The organism is Streptomyces sp. NPDC127197, from assembly GCF_042672405.1.
GTDB lineage: Bacteria > Actinomycetota > Actinomycetes > Streptomycetales > Streptomycetaceae > Streptomyces > Streptomyces flavusporus.
The window spans coordinates 98,883-120,643 of record NZ_JBHXVG010000021.1 but is presented as its reverse complement, the minus strand read 5'-3'; the positions used below and the strand labels follow the sequence as shown (position 1 = coordinate 120,643).

The 21,761-nt window shown below is 69.5% G+C and carries 17 protein-coding genes; 8 read left to right on the top strand and 9 right to left on the bottom strand.

Features of this window, described 5'->3' with window-relative positions:
- Nucleotides 1–45: 45 nt before the first annotated feature.
- Entirely contained in the window at nucleotides 46–2,304 is a 2,259-nt protein-coding gene (locus ACFVJQ_RS28790) for an ATP-dependent RecD-like DNA helicase (protein WP_385788257.1), read from the bottom strand.
- Between the two features lie 178 nt (nucleotides 2,305–2,482).
- On the opposite strand from ACFVJQ_RS28790, the gene ACFVJQ_RS28785 reads away from it, so the two are divergent.
- The 6 genes from ACFVJQ_RS28785 (at nucleotide 2,483) to ACFVJQ_RS28760 (ending at nucleotide 9,370) form a co-directional block, all read left to right on the top strand.
- On the top strand, nucleotides 2,483–3,517 hold the full coding sequence (locus ACFVJQ_RS28785) for a LacI family DNA-binding transcriptional regulator (RefSeq protein WP_385510237.1): 1,035 nt from the start codon (nucleotides 2,483–2,485) through the stop codon (nucleotides 3,515–3,517).
- Complete coding sequence (locus tag ACFVJQ_RS28780) at nucleotides 3,514–5,034, top strand: sugar ABC transporter ATP-binding protein (protein WP_385510235.1); 1,521 nt, start codon at nucleotides 3,514–3,516, stop codon at nucleotides 5,032–5,034. The genes ACFVJQ_RS28785 and ACFVJQ_RS28780 overlap by 4 nt, the downstream gene beginning before the upstream one ends.
- Complete coding sequence (locus tag ACFVJQ_RS28775) at nucleotides 5,024–6,973, top strand: substrate-binding domain-containing protein (RefSeq protein WP_385788253.1); 1,950 nt, start codon at nucleotides 5,024–5,026, stop codon at nucleotides 6,971–6,973. Before ACFVJQ_RS28780 ends, ACFVJQ_RS28775 begins: the two co-directional genes overlap by 11 nt.
- Nucleotides 6,974–7,043: 70 nt before the next feature.
- Nucleotides 7,044–7,946, top strand: a complete 903-nt coding sequence (locus ACFVJQ_RS28770) for a ribokinase (RefSeq protein ID WP_385510233.1) — start codon at nucleotides 7,044–7,046, stop codon at nucleotides 7,944–7,946.
- Nucleotides 7,943–8,332, top strand: coding sequence for a D-ribose pyranase (rbsD, locus tag ACFVJQ_RS28765; protein ID WP_385510232.1), 390 nt, complete (start codon nucleotides 7,943–7,945; stop codon nucleotides 8,330–8,332). The genes ACFVJQ_RS28770 and rbsD overlap by 4 nt, the downstream gene beginning before the upstream one ends.
- Nucleotides 8,333–8,392: 60 nt before the next feature.
- On the top strand, nucleotides 8,393–9,370 hold the full coding sequence (locus ACFVJQ_RS28760; protein WP_385788250.1) for a helix-turn-helix domain-containing protein: 978 nt from the start codon (nucleotides 8,393–8,395) through the stop codon (nucleotides 9,368–9,370).
- Between the two features lie 198 nt (nucleotides 9,371–9,568).
- On the opposite strand, the gene ACFVJQ_RS28755 is transcribed toward ACFVJQ_RS28760, so the two are convergent.
- Nucleotides 9,569–10,009: a GNAT family N-acetyltransferase gene (locus tag ACFVJQ_RS28755; protein ID WP_385788247.1), complete on the bottom strand. Its 441-nt coding sequence runs from the start codon at nucleotides 10,007–10,009 to the stop codon at nucleotides 9,569–9,571.
- Between the two features lie 65 nt (nucleotides 10,010–10,074).
- On the opposite strand from ACFVJQ_RS28755, the gene ACFVJQ_RS28750 reads away from it, so the two are divergent.
- Nucleotides 10,075–10,668: a DinB family protein gene (locus tag ACFVJQ_RS28750; protein WP_385788244.1), complete on the top strand. Its 594-nt coding sequence runs from the start codon at nucleotides 10,075–10,077 to the stop codon at nucleotides 10,666–10,668.
- A gap of 237 nt (nucleotides 10,669–10,905) precedes the next feature.
- Here the strand turns inward: ACFVJQ_RS28750 and ACFVJQ_RS28745 are convergent, their stop codons facing one another.
- From ACFVJQ_RS28745 to ACFVJQ_RS28720, 6 genes are all read right to left on the bottom strand, one after another.
- On the bottom strand, nucleotides 10,906–11,643 hold the full coding sequence (locus tag ACFVJQ_RS28745; protein ID WP_385510228.1) for an MOSC domain-containing protein: 738 nt from the start codon (nucleotides 11,641–11,643) through the stop codon (nucleotides 10,906–10,908).
- A 5-nt stretch (nucleotides 11,644–11,648) separates the two neighbouring features.
- On the bottom strand, nucleotides 11,649–16,010 hold the full coding sequence (locus tag ACFVJQ_RS28740) for a caspase family protein (protein ID WP_385510227.1): 4,362 nt from the start codon (nucleotides 16,008–16,010) through the stop codon (nucleotides 11,649–11,651).
- Nucleotides 16,007–16,861, bottom strand: a complete 855-nt coding sequence (locus ACFVJQ_RS28735) for a hypothetical protein (protein WP_385510226.1) — start codon at nucleotides 16,859–16,861, stop codon at nucleotides 16,007–16,009. The genes ACFVJQ_RS28740 and ACFVJQ_RS28735 overlap by 4 nt, the downstream gene beginning before the upstream one ends.
- Nucleotides 16,862–16,992: 131 nt before the next feature.
- Nucleotides 16,993–17,793, bottom strand: coding sequence for a sugar phosphate isomerase/epimerase family protein (locus ACFVJQ_RS28730; protein WP_385510397.1), 801 nt, complete (start codon nucleotides 17,791–17,793; stop codon nucleotides 16,993–16,995).
- A gap of 32 nt (nucleotides 17,794–17,825) precedes the next feature.
- Complete coding sequence (locus tag ACFVJQ_RS28725) at nucleotides 17,826–18,995, bottom strand: dihydrodipicolinate synthase family protein (protein ID WP_385510225.1); 1,170 nt, start codon at nucleotides 18,993–18,995, stop codon at nucleotides 17,826–17,828.
- 84 nt (nucleotides 18,996–19,079) lie between these two features.
- Complete coding sequence (locus tag ACFVJQ_RS28720; RefSeq protein WP_385510223.1) at nucleotides 19,080–19,238, bottom strand: Arc family DNA-binding protein; 159 nt, start codon at nucleotides 19,236–19,238, stop codon at nucleotides 19,080–19,082.
- 29 nt (nucleotides 19,239–19,267) lie between these two features.
- Here ACFVJQ_RS28720 and ACFVJQ_RS28715 point away from each other — a divergent pair, with 29 nt between their 5' ends.
- The gene (locus ACFVJQ_RS28715) at nucleotides 19,268–20,464 is read left to right on the top strand and encodes an RNA-guided endonuclease InsQ/TnpB family protein (RefSeq protein WP_385788238.1); all 1,197 of its coding nucleotides are present in this window, start codon (nucleotides 19,268–19,270) and stop codon (nucleotides 20,462–20,464) included.
- 34 nt (nucleotides 20,465–20,498) lie between these two features.
- Here ACFVJQ_RS28715 and ACFVJQ_RS28710 read toward each other — a convergent pair whose 3' ends face one another.
- Nucleotides 20,499–21,650 (bottom strand): Gfo/Idh/MocA family protein, encoded by a 1,152-nt coding sequence (locus ACFVJQ_RS28710; RefSeq protein WP_385788235.1) that lies wholly within the window; start codon nucleotides 21,648–21,650, stop codon nucleotides 20,499–20,501.
- Nucleotides 21,651–21,761 lie beyond the last annotated feature (111 nt).

The window sequence follows — 21,761 nt, the reverse complement described above, 5'->3', positions numbered from 1 at the left end:
CCCTATCCGGAAGTACTGTGTGACGTTTGCGACTCGTTTGATCGATCATTTTTTGCGGAGGGGATCCGCGAGCCTGAAGTCGAGGGCTGTGCAACGCCGTCCCGCCGACACCGTGCGCACCGCCTGGCCGATCGCCTTGCGCGAACCGACCAGGACGACCAGCTTCTTGGCGCGGGTGACCGCCGTGTAGAGCAGGTTGCGCTGCAGCATCATCCAGGCGCCCGTGGTCACCGGGATGACGACCGCCGGGTACTCACTTCCCTGCGAGCGGTGGATGGTCACCGCGTAGGCATGTGCCAGTTCGTCCAGTTCGTCGAATTCGTACGGAACCTCCTCGTCCTCGTCCGTCAGCACCGTGAGGCGCTGGTCGACCGGGTCGAGCGAGGTGACCACGCCCACGGTGCCGTTGAAGACACCGTTGTTCCCCTTCTCGTAATTGTTGCGAATCTGGGTGACCTTGTCGCCGACGCGGAACACCCGGCCGCCGAACCGCTTCTCGGGCAGGTCCGGGCGGGCCGGCGTGATGGCCTGCTGGAGCAGCCCGTTGAGGGTGCCGGCGCCCGCCGGGCCCCGGTGCATGGGCGCCAGGACCTGCACGTCCCGGCGCGGGTCCAGACCGAATCTGGCCGGGATACGACGGGCTGCCACATCCACCGTGAGCCGGCCGGCCTCCTCCGTGTCGTCCTCGACGAAGAGGAAGAAGTCCTTCATGCCGTCGGTCAGGGGGTGCTGTCCCGCGTTGATCCGGTGGGCGTTCGTCACCACCCCCGACTGCTGGGCCTGACGGAAGACGCGGGTGAGGCGGACGGCGGGGACGGGACTGCCGTCGGCCAGGAGGTCTCTGAGGACCTCCCCCGCGCCGACGCTGGGGAGCTGGTCGACGTCGCCGACGAAGAGGAGGTGCGCGCCGGGCGGTACGGCCTTGACGAGCTTGTTGGCGAGGAGGAGGTCGAGCATGGAGGCCTCGTCCACGACCACGAGGTCGGCGTCCAGGGGGCGGTCCCTGTCGTACGCCGCGTCACCGCCGGGCTTGAGTTCCAGCAGGCGGTGGACGGTGGAGGCCTCGGCGCCGGTCAGTTCTGCCAGGCGCTTGGCGGCCCGGCCGGTGGGGGCGGCGAGGACGACCTTCGCCTTCTTGGCGCGGGCCAGCTCCACGATCGAGCGCACCGTGAACGACTTGCCGCAGCCCGGGCCACCGGTGAGGACGGCGACCTTCTTCGTCAACGCCAGCTTGACGGCGGCCTCCTGCTCGGGGGCGAGGTCGGCGCCCGTACGGCCCTTCAGCCAGGTCAGCGCCTTGTCCCAGGCGACCTCCCGGAAGCACGGCATCCGGTCGTCCTCGGTGCGCAGGAGGCGCAGCAGCTGGGCGGAGAGGGAGAGTTCGGCGCGGTGGAAGGGGACGAGGTAGACGGCGGTGACGGGCTCCCCTCCGTCCGGACCCGGCACCTTCTCCCGTACGACACCGGGCTCGTCGCCGTCGTCGGGGGGCGCCGCCAGCTCGGCGAGGCACTCGATGACGAGGCCGGTGTCCACCTGGAGGAGCTTGACCGCGTCGGCGATCAGGCGCTCCTCGGGGAGGTAGCAGTGCCCCTGGTCGGCGGACTGCGAAAGGGCGTACTGCAGGCCCGCCTTGACCCTTTCCGGGCTGTCGTGCGGGATGCCGACGGACTGGGCGATCTTGTCGGCGGTCAGGAAGCCGATGCCCCAGACGTCGGCGGCGAGGCGGTAGGGCTGGTTCTTCACGACGGAGATGGAGGCGTCGCCGTATTTCTTGTAGATGCGCACGGCGACGGAGGTGGACACCTCGACGGTCTGGAGGAAGAGCATGACCTCCTTGATCGCCTTCTGCTCCTCCCAGGCGTCGGCGATCTTCTTGGTCCGCTTGGGGCCGAGGCCGGGCACCTCGATGAGCCGCTTGGGCTCCTCCTCGATGATCTTCAGGGTGTCCAGGCCGAAGTGCTGGGTGATGCGGTCGGCGAAGACGGGTCCGATGCCCTTGACCAGTCCTGAGCCCAGGTAGCGGCGGATGCCCTGGACGGTGGCCGGGAGGACGGTCGTGTAGTTCTCGACGGTGAACTGCTTGCCGTACTGGGGGTGGCTGCCCCAGCGGCCCTCCATGCGCAGGGACTCCCCGACCTGGGCGCCGAGCAGCGCGCCGACGACCGTCAGAAGGTCGCCGCCGCCTCTGCCTGTGTCGACGCGGGCGACCGTGTAGCCGTTCTCCTCGTTGGCGTACGTGATCCGCTCCAGCACGCCTTCGAGTACGGCCAGTCGTCGCTCCCCGTTCCCCGCCTGGTTGGACATGATCCGAAGGTACAGCGCGGGTCCGACACGGCGCCGGGACAAGGGCCGGCGGGCCCTGCGGCCTGTGAGCGCTCATCCGAGCGCGACCATCACGATCCGGTCTCGGGCTCTTGCCAACCCGCGTGTAATCGATTCCAATCCTCGGTGTAATCGATTCCACGAGGAGGTGGAAGCGGCGATGGCGAGTATCAAGGACGTTGCCGCCGAGGCGGGGGTATCCGTCGCCACGGTGTCGCGCGTCCTGAACGATCATCCGTCGGTGAGCACGGACGCACGCGCGCGTGTGCTGGCCGCCGTCGAGACACTGGGGTATCGGCCGAACGCCGTCGCCCGTTCGCTGCGCACCGATCAGACCCGGACCCTCGGGCTGGTCATCAGCGACGTACTGAACCCGTACTTCACGGAACTGGCCCGCTCCGTCGAGGAAGAGGCCCGCGCCCTCGGGTACAGCGTCATCATCGGGAACGCCGACGAGCGGCCCGAGTTGCAGGACCATCACGTACGGACCCTGCTCGATCGCCGGATCGACGGGCTGCTCGTCTCCCCCACCGACGGCGGCTCCCCGCTCATGCTGGACGCCGCGCGCGCCGGGACGCCCATGGTGTTCGTGGACCGGTGGATCCCGGGGGTCGACGTGCCCGTCGTCAGGGCGGACGGCCGGGCCGCCGTACGGGATCTCGTCGCGCATCTGCACGGGCTGGGGCACCGGCGGCTCGCCATCATCGCCGGGCCCGCCGCCACCACCACCGGCAGCGAGCGCGTCGAGGCCTTCCGGGACGCCATGGCCGAGTACGGGCTTCCCCTCCCCGACGCCTACATAGGGCAGGGCGACTTCCAGGCCGACAGCGGACGCCGGGTCACCGAGGGGTTTCTGGAGCTGGCCGAGCCGCCCGAGGTCGTCTTCGCCGCCGACAACCTGATGGCGCTCGGCGCGCTGGACGCCGTACGCGCGCGCGGGCTGCGGATTCCCGAGGACATCGCGCTCGCCGCGTTCGACGACATCCGCTGGTTCGTGCACACCGATCCGCCGATCACCGCGATCGCCCAGCCGACCGGTGAGCTGGGGCGGGCCGCCGTCCGTGCGCTGGTCGACCGGATCGAGGGCCGGCCCCCGCAGTCCGTCACCCTCCCCGCCCGTCTCGTCGTACGCCGCTCGTGCGGCGAGTCCGCTCCCCAAGAGCCGTCCCCCGTAACGAACAGGAGGCAGCCGTGAGCAACCCGGACGAGCTGCTGCGCATCGAAGGCATACGCAAGACGTTCCCCGGTGTGGTCGCCCTCGACGGCGTCGACTTCGATCTGCGCCGGGGCGAGGTGCATGTACTGCTCGGCGAGAACGGCGCCGGCAAGAGCACGCTCATCAAGATGCTGTCCGGTGCCTACACGCCCGACTCCGGGCGGATCCTGGTCGGTGGTGAGCAGGTGCGCATCCATGGTGCGCAGGACTCCGAGCGGCTCGGGATCGCCACCATCTACCAGGAGTTCAATCTCGTTCCCGACCTGACCGTCGCCGAGAACATCTTCCTCGGGCGGCAGCCGCGCCGACTCGGGATGATCGACCGCAAGCGGATGGAGGCCGAGGCCGCCGAACTGCTGAAGCGGGTCGGCGTCGACGTGTCCCCGCGCGCGCGGGTGCGTGAACTCGGTATCGCACGCCTGCAGATGGTCGAGATCGCCAAGGCGCTCAGCCTGAACGCCCGTGTGCTGATCATGGACGAGCCGACCGCCGTGCTCACCTCCGAGGAGGTCGAGAAGCTCTTCTCCATCGTGCGCGCGCTGCGTGCGGACGGGGTCGGGATCGTCTTCATCACCCACCACCTGGAGGAGATCGCCGCTCTCGGCGACCGGGTCACCGTCATCCGCGACGGCAAAAGCGTCGGGCAGGTCCCCGCCGCCACGCCCGAGGACGAGCTCGTACGCCTCATGGTGGGACGGTCGATCGAGCAGCAGTACCCGCGGGAGCGGACCGACACCGGGGAGGCCCTTCTCAAGGTGGAGGGGCTGACGAGGGACGGCGTCTTCCACGACGTGAGCTTCGAGGTGCGCGCCGGTGAGGTCGTCGGCATCGCGGGCCTCGTGGGCGCCGGCCGTACCGAGGTCGTACGGGCCGTGTTCGGGGCCGACCCCTACGACAAGGGGGCCGTCAAGGTCGCGGGCGCGCAGCTCAGGCGGCATGACGTGGGCGCCGCCATGTCCGCCGGGGTCGGGCTCGTCCCCGAGGACCGCAAGGGACAGGGGCTGGTCCTGGACGCCTCCGTCGAGGAGAACCTCGGCCTGGTGACGCTCCGTTCGGCCACCCGCGGCGGGCTCGTCGACCTCAAGGGCCAGCGTGCGGCGGCCGCCCGGATCGCCGGGCAGCTCGGGGTGCGCATGGCGGGCCTCGGCCAGCATGTGCGCACCCTCTCCGGCGGCAACCAGCAGAAGGTCGTCATCGGAAAGTGGCTGCTCGCGGACACGAAGGTGCTCATTCTCGACGAGCCGACGCGCGGGATCGACGTCGGCGCCAAGGTCGAGATCTACCAGCTCATCAACGAACTGACGGCCGCCGGCGCCGCCGTCCTGATGATCTCCAGCGATCTGCCCGAGGTGCTCGGTATGAGCGACCGGGTGCTGGTGATGGCGCAGGGCCGGATCGCGGGCGAACTCCCCGCCGACCGGGCGACCCAGGACGCCGTGATGGCGCTTGCCGTCAGCACTCCTACGACTGAAACGGAGGCCTCCCGTGGCCACTGACACGCTCAAGAGCACGGCGGGCGCGGGTGGCGCCTCCGGCGGACTGCGCCGGCTGCTGCTCGACAACGGCGCTCTCACCGCGCTCATCGTCCTCGTCGTCGCGCTGTCGGCGCTGTCCGGCGACTTCCTGACGACGGACAACCTGCTCAACATCGGCGTCCAGGCCGCCGTCACCGCGATCCTCGCCTTCGGCGTCACCTTCGTGATCGTCTCGGCGGGCATCGATCTGTCGGTCGGTTCGGTGGCCGCCCTCTCCGCCACCGTGCTCGCCTGGAGTGCCACCAACGAGGGTGTCCCGGTCGTGCTGGCGGTGCTGCTGGCGATCGGGACCGGCATCGCGGCCGGCCTGGTCAACGGCTTCCTGATCTCGTACGGGAAGCTGCCGCCGTTCATCGCGACGCTGGCCATGCTGTCGGTGGCCCGCGGTCTGTCGCTGGTCATCTCGCAGGGCTCGCCGATCGCCTTCCCGGACTCGGTGTCGCACCTCGGTGACACGCTCGGCGGCTGGCTGCCGGTGCCGGTGCTCGTGATGATCGTCATGGGCCTGCTCACGGCGTTCGTGCTCGGCCGGACGTACATCGGGCGTTCCATGTACGCCATCGGCGGCAACGAGGAGGCGGCCCGGCTGTCGGGGCTGCGGGTGAAGAAGCAGAAGCTCGCGATCTACGCGTTCTCCGGGCTGTTCGCCGCGGCCGCGGGCATCGTGCTCGCCTCCCGGCTGTCCTCCGCGCAGCCGCAGGCCGCGCAGGGCTACGAGCTGGACGCGATCGCCGCGGTCGTCATCGGCGGTGCCTCGCTCGCGGGCGGTACCGGCAAGGCGTCCGGCACGCTGATCGGTGCGCTGATCCTGGCGGTGCTGAGGAACGGCCTCAACCTCCTGTCCGTGTCCGCCTTCTGGCAGCAGGTCGTCATCGGTGTCGTGATCGCGCTGGCGGTGCTGCTCGACACGGTGCGGCGCAAGGCGGGGGCGACTGCGGCACCGGCCGGGGCCGGTGGCGGCAACAAGGGCAAGCAGGCGCTGACGTACGTACTCGCCGCCGTGGTCGCCGCGGCGATCGTGGGCGCGACCTCGCTGCTGCACAGCGGCTCCTCGTCGACGACGCAGAAGGTCGGGCTGTCGCTGTCCACGCTCAACAACCCGTTCTTCGTGCAGATCCGGTCGGGTGCGGAGGCGGAGGCGAAGAAGCTCGGCGTGGACCTCACCGTCACCGACGCGCAGAACGACGCCTCGCAGCAGGCCAACCAGCTGCAGAACTTCACCAGCGAGGGCCTGTCCTCGATCATCGTGAACCCGGTGGACTCGGACGCGGCCGGTCCGGCCGTACGGGCCGCCAACAAGGCGGACATCCCCGTCGTCGGCGTCGACCGAGGCGTCAACAAGGCGGACACGGCGGCCCTGGTGGCCTCCGACAACGTCGAGGGCGGCGAACTGGGCGCCAAGGCGCTCGCCGAGAAGCTCGGCGGCCGGGGCACGATCGTGATCCTGCAGGGCCAGGCCGGCACCTCCGCCAGCCGGGAGCGCGGCGCCGGCTTCGCCGAGGGCCTGAAGGCCTACCCGGGCATCAAGGTCGTCGCCAAGCAGCCCGCCGACTTCGACCGCACCAAGGGCCTCGACGTGATGACGAACCTGCTCCAGGCCCACCCGGACATCGACGGCGTCTTCGCGGAGAACGACGAGATGGCGCTCGGCGCGATCAAGGCACTGGGATCGAAGGCCGGGAAGTCGGTCCAGGTCGTCGGTTTCGACGGCACGCCGGACGGACTGAAGGCGGTCGAAGCGGGCACGCTGTACGCGTCCGTGGCACAGCAGCCGAAGGAACTGGGCAGGATCGCGGTGGACAACGCGCTGCGGGCCGCCGAGGGCGAGAAGGTCAGCGAGACGGTGAAGGTGCCGGTGAAGGTGGTCACGAAGGAGAACGTGGCCGGCTTCGGCGGCTGACACCGGGCAACGGGCGGGCGCCCCTCACCGGGGGCGCCCGCCTCAAGTCACCTACCAGGGGAGACATGTGATGTACGACTACGACCTGCTGGTCGTAGGGTCGGCCAACGCCGACCTGGTGATCGGGGTCGAGCGGCGGCCGGCGGCCGGTGAGACGGTGCTCGGCTCCGACCTGGCCGTTCACCCGGGCGGCAAGGGCGCGAACCAGGCGGTCGCGGCCGCCCGGCTCGGTGCCCGTACGGCCCTGCTGGCCCGGGTCGGTGACGACGCGCACGGCCGGCTGCTGCTCGACTCGCAGCGGGCGGCCGGCGTCGACACGGTGGGCGTCCTGGTGGGCGGCGCGCCGACCGGCGTCGCGCTGATCACCGTGGACCCGTCCGGCGACAACAGCATCGTGGTGTCGCCGGGGGCGAACGGAAAGCTCACGCCCGAGGACGTGCGGGCGGCGGGCAGCCTCTTCCACGCCTCGCGGGTGGTGTCGGCGCAGCTGGAGATCCCGCTGGAGACGGTCGTGGAGGCGGTACGGAGCCTGGGGCCCGACAGCCGGTTCGTGCTGAACCCGTCCCCGCCGCGGCCGCTGCCGCAGGAGGTGCTGGCGGCCTGCGATCCGCTGATCCTGAACGAGCACGAGGCGAAGGTGATCCTGGGCGACGCCCTGGTCGGCGACGACCCCGCGGACTGGGCGCGGATCCTGCTGGCGCGCGGCCCGCGTTCGGTGGTCGTGACGCTGGGAGCCGAGGGCTCGCTGGTGGCCTCTGCTGATGGCGTGACGCGGGTGGCGTCCGTGAAGGTGGACGCCGTGGACACGACGGGTGCGGGCGACGCCTTCACCGCGGCGCTGGCCTGGAAGCTGGGCGCGGGCGCGTCCCTGGCCGAGGCGGCGGCGTACGCGGCCCGCGTCGGGGCGGCGGCCGTCACGAAGCAGGGCGCGCAGGAGTCCTTCCCGACCGCGGCGGAGGTCGCGGCGCTGTGAAGAAGGCCGGAATCCTGAACCGTCATCTCTCCGGTGCGCTGGCCGAACTGGGCCACGGCGACGGGGTACTGGTGTGCGACGCCGGTATGCCGATACCCGGCGGGCCGCGCGTCGTCGACCTGGCCTTCCGGGCCGGGGTCCCGTCCTTCGCCGAGGTCCTCGACGGCCTGCTGGCCGAGCTGGTGATCGAGGGCGCGACCGCCGCGACCGAGGTGCGGGAAGCCAACCCGGCGGCATCAGCGCTGCTGGACGGCCACTTCCCCGAGCTGACGCTGGTCTCCCACGACAGGCTCAAGGAGCTGTCGGCGGGCGCCCGGCTGGTCGTACGGACCGGGGAGGCCCGGCCGTACGCGAATGTGCTGCTGCGGTGCGGGGTGTTCTTCTGACGCCCACGGCTTCGCATTCTCTCCGGGTTTATTCCGGCCCCGCCTCCCTACCCTGTTCTCATGCTGGTGCAGGAGTTCCGGACCGAGGTCGTGCCGGCCGACGAGCGATGGGACCTGTGGCAGGACATCGCCGGGCGGACTCACCTGCCCAACCTGCTGCGCAGCGAGCGGGAGGACGACTTCCTCGCGACGATGCGGGTACTGCCGCTCGGCGACGTACAGATCGCCGAACTGCGCTTCCCTCAGCTGGAGACGGTGCGCACGGGCCGGGGCATCCGGCGGTCCGACCCGGAGGTCTTCCAGGTCAACTGTCAGTTCAGGGGCGAGGGATGCGCCGCGCAGGACGGACGCGAGAGCACGTTCCGCAAAGGTGACCTCGTCCTCGTCGACAGCAGCCTGCCGTACGAGGCACGGCTCACCGGGATGTCCGCGCCCCTGTCGTGCGTGATCGTCACGCTCCCCCATGCTCTGCTGCCGCTGCCGCCGAGGACGATCCGGCGGGTACTGGCCTCCCCCGTCCCGCTCGGTCACGGCATGGGCGGAGCCCTGTACCGCTGGCTGGCCGATGTCGCCACCCGCGCCGACGAGTTCACGTCGGCCGACGCCCCCGCGCTGGCGTCGGTGACGACGGATCTGCTCGCCACCGTGCTCGGCCGCTGCCTGGACGTCGAGGACGCGATGACCCCGGAATCACGCCGGCGTGCCCTGCACGTACGCATCCGGGACTTCATCGACCAGAACCTCGGCGATCCGTCCCTGTCCCCCGCCACCGTCGCGGCCGCCCACGGCATCTCGGTGCGCCACCTCCACCAGCTGTTCGCGGAGGAGGGCGCGACACCGGCGGCCTGGATCCGGCACCGCCGCCTGGAACGCTGCCGCCGCGACCTGGCCAACCCGCGCCTGCACGGCCGTTCCATCCAGGCCGTGGCCGCCCGCTGGGGCTTCGGCGACCCCGCGACCTTCAGCCGGCTCTTCCGCCGCGCCTACGGGACGACGCCGAGGGACTACCGGCACCACGACCAGCGCCGGAACGCATGACGATATGCAGGAATTGTCAAGATCCGTGCACGCGCGGCCAAGGAATCAAGGGCCCGTCCTTGTCATCCTTGCGCGTGTGCACAGCTGAAGGGCGTGCACGGCGGGGAAGCACCGGGGGGACCGGCGTGCGGTACCGAGGCCGTCGTAGTCGGCGTCGACGGTCGGCACCGCACGCCGGGCTGCTGCCGACCATGACCATCAGTCCAGCCTGCGCACCATGAACACGTCCACCGGATCCTCGGTCTCGACCGTGAACCCGTGCCGCTCGTACAGCCGTCGGGCCCGACTGCCCTGCAGCACGTTCAACCGGACGAGGACACCGCGGCGGTCACACCGCTCCAGCAGCTCGCGCAGCACGCCCGAACCGATACCGCTGCCCTGCAGATGCGGGGCCAGGTAGAAGTGCTCCAGCCAGTGGGCGTCCTCGGCCGGTCGCAGCGCCACGCAGCCGGCGAACGCACCGCCCACCTCGATCACCCAGGTGTGGGCCGGGTCGAATCCGTTCCGCAGCCGCTGCCGCACCCGCTGCTCGTCGTACCGCCCGAGCCGTTCCAGGTCCGCCCGCAGCGCCACGGCACGCAACTCGGCCACGGCCTCGACGTCCGACGCCGACGCCTGCCGAATGTCCCAGTCCGCCATGATCGCCACGCTACCGGGCAGGCAAAGGCAGTGGACAAAGATCGCGCGAGCGGCAGACTGGCCCCATGACCGCATCGGATCCCAAGGCAGACCTCCACTTCTACCTGCAGTCCGCCCGCGATGCCCTGCTCTGGAAGCTCGAAGGACTCTCGGAGTACGACATCCGCCGCCCGCGGACGCCGACCGGCACGAATCTGCTGGGCCTGGTGAAACACGTGGCCACCATGGAACTGGGCTACCTCGGCGACACCTTCGGACGGCCGTCCGGCGAGCCGCTGCCCTGGCTCGAGGACGCTGCCGAGTCGAACGCGGACATGTGGGTCACCGCCGACGAGTCACGCGAGGACATCGTGGGGCTCTACCGCCGGGCGTGGACGCACGCGGACGCGACGATCGACGCGCTGCCGCTGGACACGGTCGGCAAGGTGCCGTGGTGGCCGGCCGACAGAAACGAAATGACGTTGCATCATGCCGTGGTGCGCGTGATCGCCGACACGCACCGGCACGCCGGGCAGGCCGACATCGTCCGGGAACTCACGGACGGTGCCGTCGGGATGAACAAGGGCAACGACAGCATGCCGCCGGGTGACGCGGCGTGGTGGGAGAGCTATCGGGACCAGCTGGAACGCGCAGCTCGGGAAGCCGACCGGCACGAGTGACGTCGGCGGCCGACCCCCGGGTGACCCGCATTCCGCTACGGGCGGGCCACCCGGTAATCGCTACGCGGTGTGCTCCACGAACCGCCGGCCGACGTTCCCTGCCCCTGCCCCGGCATGGAGCCCTTCGGCACCACGGACGCCCGGCACTTCTTCGGCCGTGAGGAGCTGACCCGACGGCTGCTAGACGTTGTTCGTGACCGCCGTCAAGGAGGGCGTCATCAGCTGAGGGGCCGTCCCTCACCCCCGTACAGAGTCGCCCTCGGCGATCCTCCCCACCCGCACCACCTCCGCGTACACGCCCGCGATGGGCTCCGGGTCCCGCCCGGCCTGGGCGGGCAGGCTGTTGGCGCGGGTGACGACGCGCAGTGCGTGCGGGTCGCGCGGCAGGCTTCCGTGGGCGAGGGTCGGAATCGCGCAGCGGGGCGTGCCGGCGGCCACGCGCAGTACGGCCTCGTCGCCGATGCGCAGGTCCCGCCCGATCCAGTCGTTCTCGACGAAGCCGTCACCGCCGGTGTCCACCACGATGTTCGGCCGGTACCGCTCGATCTCGGCGAGCCCGCGCGGGTTCTCGGCGGCCAGGCGTTTGAGGGTCGCGGTGGTCAGCAAATGCACCGGCGCGCCTTCGAAGATGGACGCGGACGTGGGAGTGGGAGCGAGGGTGACGGGCCGGCCGACGTACGCCGAGAGCACGGTGTCGACGTGCGGGCCGGTGCTGTGCGTGCTGCCGCCGCCGTCCGGCAGCGCGATCCGGGTGCCGCCGTGCTCGTCCACGGTCGCGGTGCACCTCAGCAACGTCTGATACAGCCGCGCCTGGATCGCGGTGACGGCCTGCCCGCTCTCCGGGTCCAGCAACGCCAACCGCCGATCCCCCGCCAGGCCATCGGCGGTGAGATCGGCGGCGCGGAGGCGTTGGCCGAGCATGGCCTTGACGGGGTAGCGCCAGAGTGCGGTGACCGTGCCCAGCGTGGTGTTCATGCATCTCAGGGTCGCATGGGGAGCGGCGGCAGGCGTAGGCACAGCGGTCCCGCGGCGGTTTGTACAGCGACGAGTTGGGGCGAGATCAGGGTCCACGCTTGGACGCCGGTAGCAAGCCGGATGTGACAGACCGGTGCCGCATCGGTGCCGTCGAGGAGGACGAAGCTGTCGTCGGAGCAGAGGACGAGGAGGCCTTGCCGACCGTCGGACATCAGGGGGCGCAAGCCGACGGCGGCGTTGCCGTCGGGGACCTGCCAGTGCAGGAGTCGGGTGTCCGTGCGTGCGTCGTGGACGGTGACGGATCCGTCTCGGTGTGCTTGGGCGACGACAGGTCGGCTGCTCCAGTCGCCGATGGCCACGGCGAGCTCGTCCGAATCCCTCCTGTTCAAGGCCGATTCGGGGCACACGACACCGGCTCGGGCACCCGAGGGAATCTCGTACACGTGGATCGGTCGCTTGGGCGAGTGCCCCAGAGCGGCGAATGTCCGGTCTCCGATCGAGGCGACATCGAGTGTGGGCACCGTGTTGGGGAGGAAGAGCAAATTCCGCCACATGGTTTTCCTCATGAGGCGCTTCCCGCTCAAGAGGTCCCAGACAACGAAGCCGAAACCTGTGTAAGTGACGAGTAGATGACGCTCTGCGCGGCTCCCAGCCAGTGCAACGGGCCGCGATTTCCGAATCCGCATCCGGCGCGAAGTGAGAGAGGAGTGAACGTCAGCGAAGTAGCAGATCTCCTGTGAGCGATTGGTCACCTGCAGGCGGGCAACCGCCGGAAGATCGGGGCTTTCCGACGTCACCAGGCCGTCGATGCTCTTGGAGAAGGGCCAAGGAGCGACCGAATGCCCGGACTCTGGATCCAGGGCGATCCACTCTCCGGCTCGACGCGCCAGTAACAGTTTGTTGCCCTGCGCCCAACCGACGGACAGAGAGGACTTCTGCTTTCCGTGACCGACCGGGGGCCGGGCGGTAGGTGTCTGCTTCCCGTCCAACGGGACGATCCACGCCTTCAGGGTCCCCCCTCCTGGGGCGGTCGAGGTGATGACCACTGTCCTTTCAGGGTCGAGAGGGAACTGGATCACCGGCTGCGCCCGGTCGTCCGTTGGCACGGAAGCCACGAGCTTCTCTTCCCTGGGGGCTCCCCGTGACACGACGACAGCCGCGTCCATGGATCCCACCATCAACGGGCCGCCTTCGCCCGGCAGGACTCCCGCCACCTGTACCTGCGGATCCCAACCACAGTCGATTTCCGTCAGCCATGGCTTGGGCGTCGGCGTATGCCCACTACTGCCACTGGTGGTCACATAGACCTGTTCTCCCCACACGGTCAGGTCGTGGACTTCCTCTCTGAAGTACTTCCCCACCGCGCGCGAGTCGACTTCCTTCCATGTTTTTGGGTCAATCGTGTACCGAGTGACCTGATGGCCGAAAACCATTTGGTGCATTCCGTCAGGGCTTCCGTCAGGGTGGTCCACCACATCGGACCAAGAGGTAGCCTCCGCGACAATGAGAAACCCCTCATGAGTGCCACAGGCGACAGCCGAGCTGTCGATCCGCGCAGACGTGCCACTGGCCTCGAATCTGGCCCGGCCTGTGCCCGGATCCACCACGTGAACGCTGGTCTTGCTGCCCAACAGCACAGCGATCGGTGAGCCGTTCAGCAGAGTCAGACGACTGTGCGCGATGGATCTCTTCCGGTATGCCGGCCCCACCGGGCTCCGCTCTTTGACGTCCCACACGGTCACCGCTTTCGCCGTGCGCACGAGAAGCCACGCCCGGTCGCCGTCGTCACAGGCGGCCAGTTCCCTGACAGAACCGCTTTCCTCCCGGGAGACGGGCAGTTCGTACAGTTCCTCGCCCGTCTCGAAGTCCCACAGCCGGACCCGGTTCGGGGTCTCCGCTGTCGCGATCACCAGACGTCCGTCCAGACGGAACGCCGCAGTCGCCACGACCCGGCTGTCGAACCCTCCGATCGCGCGGTAGGGAGCGGCGTCCTGGAGGCTTTCCCACTGGACGTCGAACGGCAGGCGCGGGAATCGCTGCTTCAGGAGCAGAGAGAGTTGGGCCGCGTGTGTCTGTGCTGCCGCCAGGTTCAGTTGCGCTGCTTTGGCGTCGAGGTCTGGCTGCCTTCGGAGGTGCGGAGCGCAGCGAAGCCAGGTGTCGGCGGCTTCCACCGCGTGCTGGTGTCGCGGATCGTTCCGCAGGTCCGGCAGGGCGGTGGCGAGTGCGCGACGGAGTGAGACGTCGTCGGCAGTCAGCAGGAAGAGGGGGTCTGCGAGGACCTCTGGCAGCAGACCGTGCTCGGACAGATGGGTGGCCAGGTGGGCGTGGAGATACGGGTCGGCCTCCGGCCAGTCCCGAGTGCCCGTCTCGGAGTGCCGAGGGACTGCGGCGAGCAGGGCACGGGCGACACGTAGCCCTGCTTCGGGGCCGAGGCCTGAGCGGAGATCTTCGGCGAAGGCCTCATGATAGAGCCGGTAGACCGACCGCCCGTGCGCGTCGGACTGCTCCACGATGTACGGCGCGCCCTCGCGGAGGATCCAGCGCAAGTCGTCCTCGGTGAGGGTCTCGTCCGTGAGGGCCCCAGCGATCGCCAGCCACACCGCCCCAGCGAGACCCGCGCCCTCCGCGAAGGCCAGCGCGGCGAGGAGAGCGCGGCCATGTGCCTCGCGGGCACCCAGTCGTACTCGCAGGGCCCAGCGGAAGGCCGATCCGACGCCATCGGCACCCCCGAGTGCGGGAAGCCGGTCGAGCCGGCGAGCTTCGCGCACGTTCACGTCCTGGTCCTGCTGGGCCAGAGCACGTGCCAGCAGCCGGGCGACCAGGTAGACACCGCTCGCCCGGTGCGCGATTTCCCGGGCCGCTTCGGCCAGGGCGGAGGCAGCCGTGGCGTAAGGGCTGTGGCTGGCAGGACCGTTGGGGGCGAGCAGCAATTTGCGCGCGTACGTCTCGATGTCGCCGGTGCTGGTCCATCGGGGCTCGTCGAGGTCCAGTTTGGCGAAACCGGGCCCGAGCCGGTCCACGACGTGCGGCCGGGCGCCGACCAGCAGCCGTACGCACTCCAGCTCGGCCATCGGCCGCAGCAGAGAGGCGGCGATACGTGTCGGCTCGGTACCGCCCACCGTGCCGGCCTCGTCGAGTGCGTCGATGAGGACGAAGAGCGGCTCGGTTCGGCGCTGAAGCTCCTCCAGCAGCTCGGCCGGGCCCTCGGCGGACAGCCCGGCGGCGTCAGCGATGCCCGAGACGACGTCCTCCAGCAGCAAGTTGCGTGCGTGGATGGCGACGTCCACGGCGCGGTGCGGCAGCGGAATGTCGGCGGGCACATCGGGCAGGGTCTCCCGCCGACCGTTGTCGGCGAGCAGCACCAGCCGTCCCAGCAGGGAGGACTTGCCGACCCCGGGGCCGCCGGTGACGACGAGGTTGCCGTCCGAGGCAACCGACGTGTTGTTCAACCAGTCGACGAGGTGCGCGAGAGCGACCGCTCGGCCGGTGAAGTAAGAGCCGCCGCCCATCGCGTCCGCGCCTCGCCCTCGCGGGTCGAAATGGGCGAGAAGTTCGGCGCGTCTGCGCTGTCCTTCGGGGCTGAGCCAGGTTCTCTGTTCGGCGAGGTCCATCGGGGCCTCGCCCTGGTCGGGCAGATCGGGGACGTATCGAGGGTTGGGGAAGAAGTCGAATCCCTCGCTGTACGGTGTGCCGTAGGCGGCGTGCTGGCTGTTTCTCAGGCGGGTGTTGACGCCCTTGATGAGTTCCGGAAGGTGCAGGCAGCGCTGTCTGTTGCCGCCGAGCAGCAGGTCGTCGACCGCCTCAGCGAAGGCCTTGGCGAAGGCTCCGTCGGCCGCTTCTTCGCAGGCACGGGCCGCGACGATCACGGAAAAGTCGGTGACGTGGTTGAAGTCGGCCGCCCGGCTCGCATTGAGTTGTGCATGAACTCGCTGTGCGGTGTCGCGGACGGCGTCGGCACCACCGTGCCCGGCGAAGCATGTGTCGATGATCAGCAGCAGCCGACGGATGCCGTTCTCGGTGACGATCCCGATCACATCATCCGTGGCCAGTGCCGTACCGGTCAGCTTGCCCGTGCGGCTGTTGGTGAACAGCAGATAGTGCTGGTTCTTGTGGTCGTAATCGCCGTGGCCCGTGTAGTAGAGGACGGCAGCGTGGTCGGTTCGGTCCGCCTCTTCGGCCCACGAGATGAGCGCGCCCTTGAAACTGTCGGCGGTGAGATCGAGCAGTGGTCCGCCGACCTGGTAGCCGAGCCGAGCGAAGACCTCCCCGACGACGGCGATGTCGCGCGGGACAGCCTCGAGGTTGTCCTGGTGGGCGTAGTTCGCCGTACCGCCGAGCAGAGCGACCCGTTGAGCTTCGTCGCTCATCCCGTCAGTCCCGCAGCGATAGCCGCTCCTGTCTCCCGTGCGGTCAGGTGATGCTCGATCGCGTGGGCCTTCCAGCCGTTGCGGACGGGCACGTCGTTCACCTTCTGCGCCCCGTTCCCGAAGAGTGAGGCGAGCTCTTTGACAAGCGCGACGAAATCGTAGGGGTCGCACAGGTTTGTCCACGTCTCGACCCCGGTCGGCCAGTGTCCCCGGCCGTTCTGAGGCGTCGGCCGCAACCGGTCGAAGACCAGACGCGGGATGCCGAGCGGGGAACCGATGGAGACGAACGTGGTGACCGGCCACTCCGGATGAGCGCAGAGCGCTTCGTAGGCCACCACCGAGCCGAGTGAGTGCCCCACCAGCACCCGGGTGTCCTCAGTGATCGCCGCGGCGACCTGGTCCTGCACCCGCTCACGCGTTTCCGGCTCGGTGAGATAGCGACGCACCTGCGCGAGGGTGCCGATCAGGAAACGGTCAGCGGTCTGAGCAACGAAGCGCGAACGACTCAGCGCGTACAGGGCTCGTTGGACGGTCCGCGGAACCGGCGCCTTGGAACGCTCATCAGGGCGGGGCGGAGGTGGGACACGATCGGGTTCGGCGCGGGCTGCCTCTGCCCACATCGCATGGAGCAGCTCCGCTTCGTACGGGTCGGTCGGCAAGCCGGCGCTGCCCTTGGCGCCGGACTTACGGAACAAGTCGCCGTAGAACGCGACCTTGATGTCTTCCGGCGCGAGCGGTGGCCCCTCTGCCAACCGGACACCGTCGACCATGGCGGATGCAATGGTGCCGTGCAGCGCCTGCGGCCCCAGGTACTGCTTGCCGATGCCGTGAACCAGGACCACTGCCGCCATGGACCATCTCCCCCGCACTGTGCCGATAAGCGTGCCGCTTATGGTAGCGGCGAGTGAGCTCTGTCACAGTCCGCCCTGTGTAGCGATGCGCCTGCCTCGCCTTCCTCGGGAGGCGGGCGCATCGCTCTGGCTCACGGGATCACATGCTGTGCAAACCTCTCGGCGGTCTCCGCCAGCACCTCCCGTCCGTCCCGGGCCCACAGCTCCTCGTTGAACAGCTCGACCTCGATGGGACCGGTGTACCCGGCCGCCTCGACGTAGCTCTTCCACTCCCGCATGTCGATCGCGCCGTCGCCGATCTGACCGCGGCCGTTGAGGACACCCTCCGGCAACGGGGTGATCCAGTCGGCGAGTTGGAAGGTGTGGATCCGGCCGCCGGCCCCCGCGCGGGCGATCTGCGCGGGGGCGGTGTCGTCCCACCAGATGTGGTACGTGTCCACCGTGACGCCGACCTGGTGCGCGGGGAAGCGTTCCGCGAGGTCCAGGGCCTGGGCGAGGGTGGAGACGACGCAGCGGTCGGCTGCGTACATCGGATGGAGCGGCTCGATGGCCAGGCGTACGCCGTGCGACTCGGCGTACGGGCCCAGCTCCGCCAGCGCGTCCGCGATGCGCTCCCGGGCGCCGTGCAGGTCCTTGGAGCCGGGCGGCAGGCCGCCGGAGACCAGGACGAGGGTGTCGGTGCCGAGGGTGGCGGCCTCGTCGACGGCGCGGCGGTTGTCGGCCAGGGCGTGGGCACGCTCGTCCGGGTCGATCGCGGTGAAAAAGCCGCCACGGCACAGCGTCGTCACCGTCAGGCCCGCGTCCCGGACCAGTTTCGCCGTCGCCTCCAGGCCGTACGACCGGACCGGCTCGCGCCACAGGCCCACCCCGGGGACCTCCAGCTCGACGCACGCCTCGACCAGTTCCGGCATCGACAGCTGCTTCACCGTCATCTGGTTGATGGAGAAGCGGGAGAGGTCACTGGTCACTGGGTCACCCCGTACAGTGCGAGCAGGTTCTTCATCCGGTCCTCCGCCAGCTTCGGGTCCGGGAACAGGCCCAGTCCGTCGGCGAGTTCGTAGGCGCGGGCGAAGTGCGGGAGGGAGCGGGCCGACTGCAGGCCGCCGACCATCGTGAAGTGGGACTGGTGGCCGGCCAGCCAGGCCAGGAACACTACGCCCGTCTTGTAGAAGCGGGTCGGGGCCTGGAACAGGTGCCGGGACAGCTCGACCGTCGGGTCCAACAGCCCCCGAAACCCGGCAACGTCCCCCGTGTCCAGCACCCGGACCGCCTCCGCCGCCAACGGCCCCAGCGGGTCGAAGATGCCGAGCAGGGCGTGGCTGAAGCCCTGGTCGTCACCGGCGATCAGCTCGGGATAGTTGAAGTCGTCGCCGGTGTAGCAGCGGACGCCCTGCGGAAGGCGGCGGCGGATGTCGATCTCGCGCTGAGCGTCCAGCAGGGAGACCTTGATGCCGTCGACCTTGTCCGGGTGGGCGGCGATGACCTCCAGGAAGGTGCTGGTGGCGGGGTCCAGGTCGGTGGCGCCCCAGTAGCCCTCCAGAGCCGGGTCGAACATGGGGCCGAGCCAGTGCAGGATGACGGGCTCGGACGCCTGGCGGAGCAGGTGGCCGTAGACCTCCAGGTAGTCCTCGGGGCTCTTGGCGACGGCCGCGAGCGCCCGGGAGGCCATCAGGATCGCTTGGGCACCCGCCTCCTCCACGACCGCGAGCTGCTCCTCGTACGCGGCGCGGATCTCCTGCAGGCTGTAGGGGTACCCGATCTCGATGACGGTCAGCTGGTCCGTGCCCACGCCGCACGCGATACGACCGCCCACACTCTGGGCCTCCGCTGCCGACCGCCGGATCAGCTCGGCCGCGCCCGCCCAGTCCAGGCCCATCCCGCGCTGGGCGGTGTCCATGGCCTCGGCGACGCCGAGCCCGTGGGACCACAGGTGGCGGCGGAAAGCGAGGGTGGCGTCCCAGTCGACGGCGGCGGGTGAGTCGGGTGACACGTCGGCGTACGGGTCGGCGACGACGTGCGCCGCCGAGAAGACCGTACGGGAGGTGAAGGGCGCGCCCGGGGTGAGGGCTAGAGACTCCTGGTGGGGCTCGTACGCCCGCAGGCCACCCTTGAAGGTGGGGAGTTGGATGGTCACCGGGAACCTCCGAGGTTGGCTCGGCCTTCAGGCCGGGGGGGAATCGGGCCCCTGCAGAGCAGGGAAGGGAAAGGCGAATCGCTGTCAGCGCGATTCGCCGTCCGTCTCAGCAGCGGCGCGCTCGCCTTCCAAGCGATACACGATCTCGGAGTTGAGAGACCGGCGGGCGGATTTGGCCTGAGCGACCAGCCATTCGTGAAGGTCGGCGGGCAGCCTGAGCGTGATGCGTACTTCATGGTCCATGACCTCAACTGTAGTGCTAGCGTGGTGTCATGACGACACCAAAGTCGACTGGAGAAACCGGGCATGCCCGGTACACCTACCGGCTTCGTGTGTCCTCGACGGCTCGCGCGGCGCTTCGCGCAGAATGGGACCGGTGCCGGTGGCTCTGGAACGAGTGTGTGGCCCGGTCGAAGAAGGCCCACGCCGAGGGTGAGCCGTGCGGCCCGGCCCGGCTGGACCGGATGCTGACCGAGGCCCGGTCGATGGCACCGTGGTTGGCTGAAGGTTCTTCGGTGCCGCAGCAGCAGCTCATCCGGGACTTCGGCAAGTCCCGCGCGAAGGCGCAGAAGGACATCAAGGAACGGCTGCCGGTACATCGCCGGGCCGGAATGCCGAAGTACAAGACGAAGCGCGAAGCCTTGCCGACGCTGAACTACACCCGGCGCGGGTTCCGGCTGAAGTACGATCGCCTGCACCTTGCGGGCGGGATCGTGCTGACAGTGGTGTGGTCGCGGAACCTGCCCGCAGACCCTTCCTCGGTGCGGGTATACCAGGACAGCGTCGGGCACTGGTACGCCTCGTTCGTGGTTCCCACCGAAGTGCAGCCGCTGCCTGAGACCGGCCGGGTACTTGGCGTGGACTGGGGTGTGAAGGAGACCGCGACCACCACCTCTGACACCCACGACCTCCCGCACGCCCAGCATGGGAAGAAGGCCCAGCTGGCCCGGTACGACCGGATGATGGCCCGCCGCAAACCGAAGAAGGGGCAGGCCACCTCGAAGGGCTACCGCGAGGCGAAGAAGCGGCGGGCGAAGACCTACGCGAAGATCGCCCGGCAGCGACAGGACACCAGCCGCAAGTGGGCGAAGAAGGTCGTGACCGACCACGATGCCATCGCTGTGGAGGACTTCAAGCCGAAATTCCTCGCCAGGTCCTCGTTGGCGCGCAAGGCGGCGGACGCCGCGATCGGTGCCACGAAAAAGGCTCTGATTGAGATGGGCCGCAAGCACGGACGGGACATCCGTCTCGTGCATCCCGCGCACACCACCATGGACTGCGCATCGTGCGGAGCGAGAACCAAGCACGCACTTCCTCTTTCGGAACGCATATACACCTGCACCGTGTGCGGAGTCGCGTCCTCCAGGGACAAGAACTCCGCCCGCGTGATGCTCGCCCGGGCTGGTCTGAACCCGGCTGGTGTCGAGGGCGTAAGACCTCCGGGAGCGCAGCTCCCGGAGGCAGCCTGAGCCAGGAATCCCCTCCCTGAAGGGAGGGGAGCGGTCAAAGCGCGATCTCCGGTACGTCGATACGGCGGCCCTCGGCCGTGGACTTGAGGCCCAGCTCGGCGAGCTGGACGCCACGGGCGCCGGCGAGCAGGTCCCAGTGGTAGGGGGCGCCGGCGTAGACGTGCTTGAGGAACAGCTCCCACTGGGCCTTGAAGCCGTTGTCGAACTCGGTGTTGTCCGGGACCTCCTGCCACTGGTCGCGGAAGGAGTAGGTGGCCGGGATGTCCGGGTTCCAGACCGGCTTGGGGGTGGCGCTGCGGTGCTGGACGCGGCAGTTGCGCAGGCCCGCGACCGCCGAGCCCTCCGTGCCGTCCACCTGGAACTCGACCAGCTCGTCGCGGTTGACGCGCACGGCCCACGACGAGTTGATCTGGGCGATCGCGCCGCCCTCCAGCTCGAAGATGCCGTACGCGGCGTCGTCGGCGGTGGCGTCGTAGGGCTTGCCGTTCTCGTCCCAGCGCTGCGGGATGTGGGTGGCGGTCAGGGCCTGGACGGAGCGCACCCGGCCGAACAGTTCGTGCAGGACGTACTCCCAGTGCGGGAACATGTCGACGACGATGCCGCCGCCGTCCTCGGCGCGGTAGTTCCAGGAGGGGCGCTGGGCGGGCTGCCAGTCGCCCTCGAAGACCCAGTAGCCGAACTCGCCGCGCACGGACAGGATCCGGCCGAAGAAGCCGCCGTCGATGAGCCGCTTGAGCTTCAGCAGGCCCGGGAGGAAGAGCTTGTCCTGGACGACGCCGTGCTTGATGCCCTTCCCGGCCGCCAGGCGGGCCAGCTCCAGGGCACCCTCGAGTCCGGTGGCCGTGGGCTTCTCCGTGTAGATGTGCTTTCCGGCCTCGATCGCCTTCTTGATGGCCTCCTCGCGGGCCGAGGTGACCTGGGCGTCGAAGTAGATGTCCACGGTGTCGTCGGTGAGGACCGCGTCCACGTCCGTGGAGAGGTGTTCCAGGCCGTGCCGCTCGGCGAGCGCCTTCAGGGCGTGCTCGCGGCGGCCGATGAGGATCGGTTCCGGCCACAGCACGGTGCCGTCGCCGAGGTCGAGGCCGCCCTGTTCGCGGATGGCCAGGATGGAGCGGACGAGGTGCTGGCGGTAGCCCATGCGCCCGGTCACACCGTTCATGGCGATACGCACCGTCTTGCGTGTCACGTCGTTCCCTTCGTGGGCGGCTGGTCCGCCCTGTTGAGCGTCTGGATTCCCCGGATTCACTGATGTCACCGGTGCTACTGGCAAGCCGTGCAGCAAGCGCTTTCTATCCCA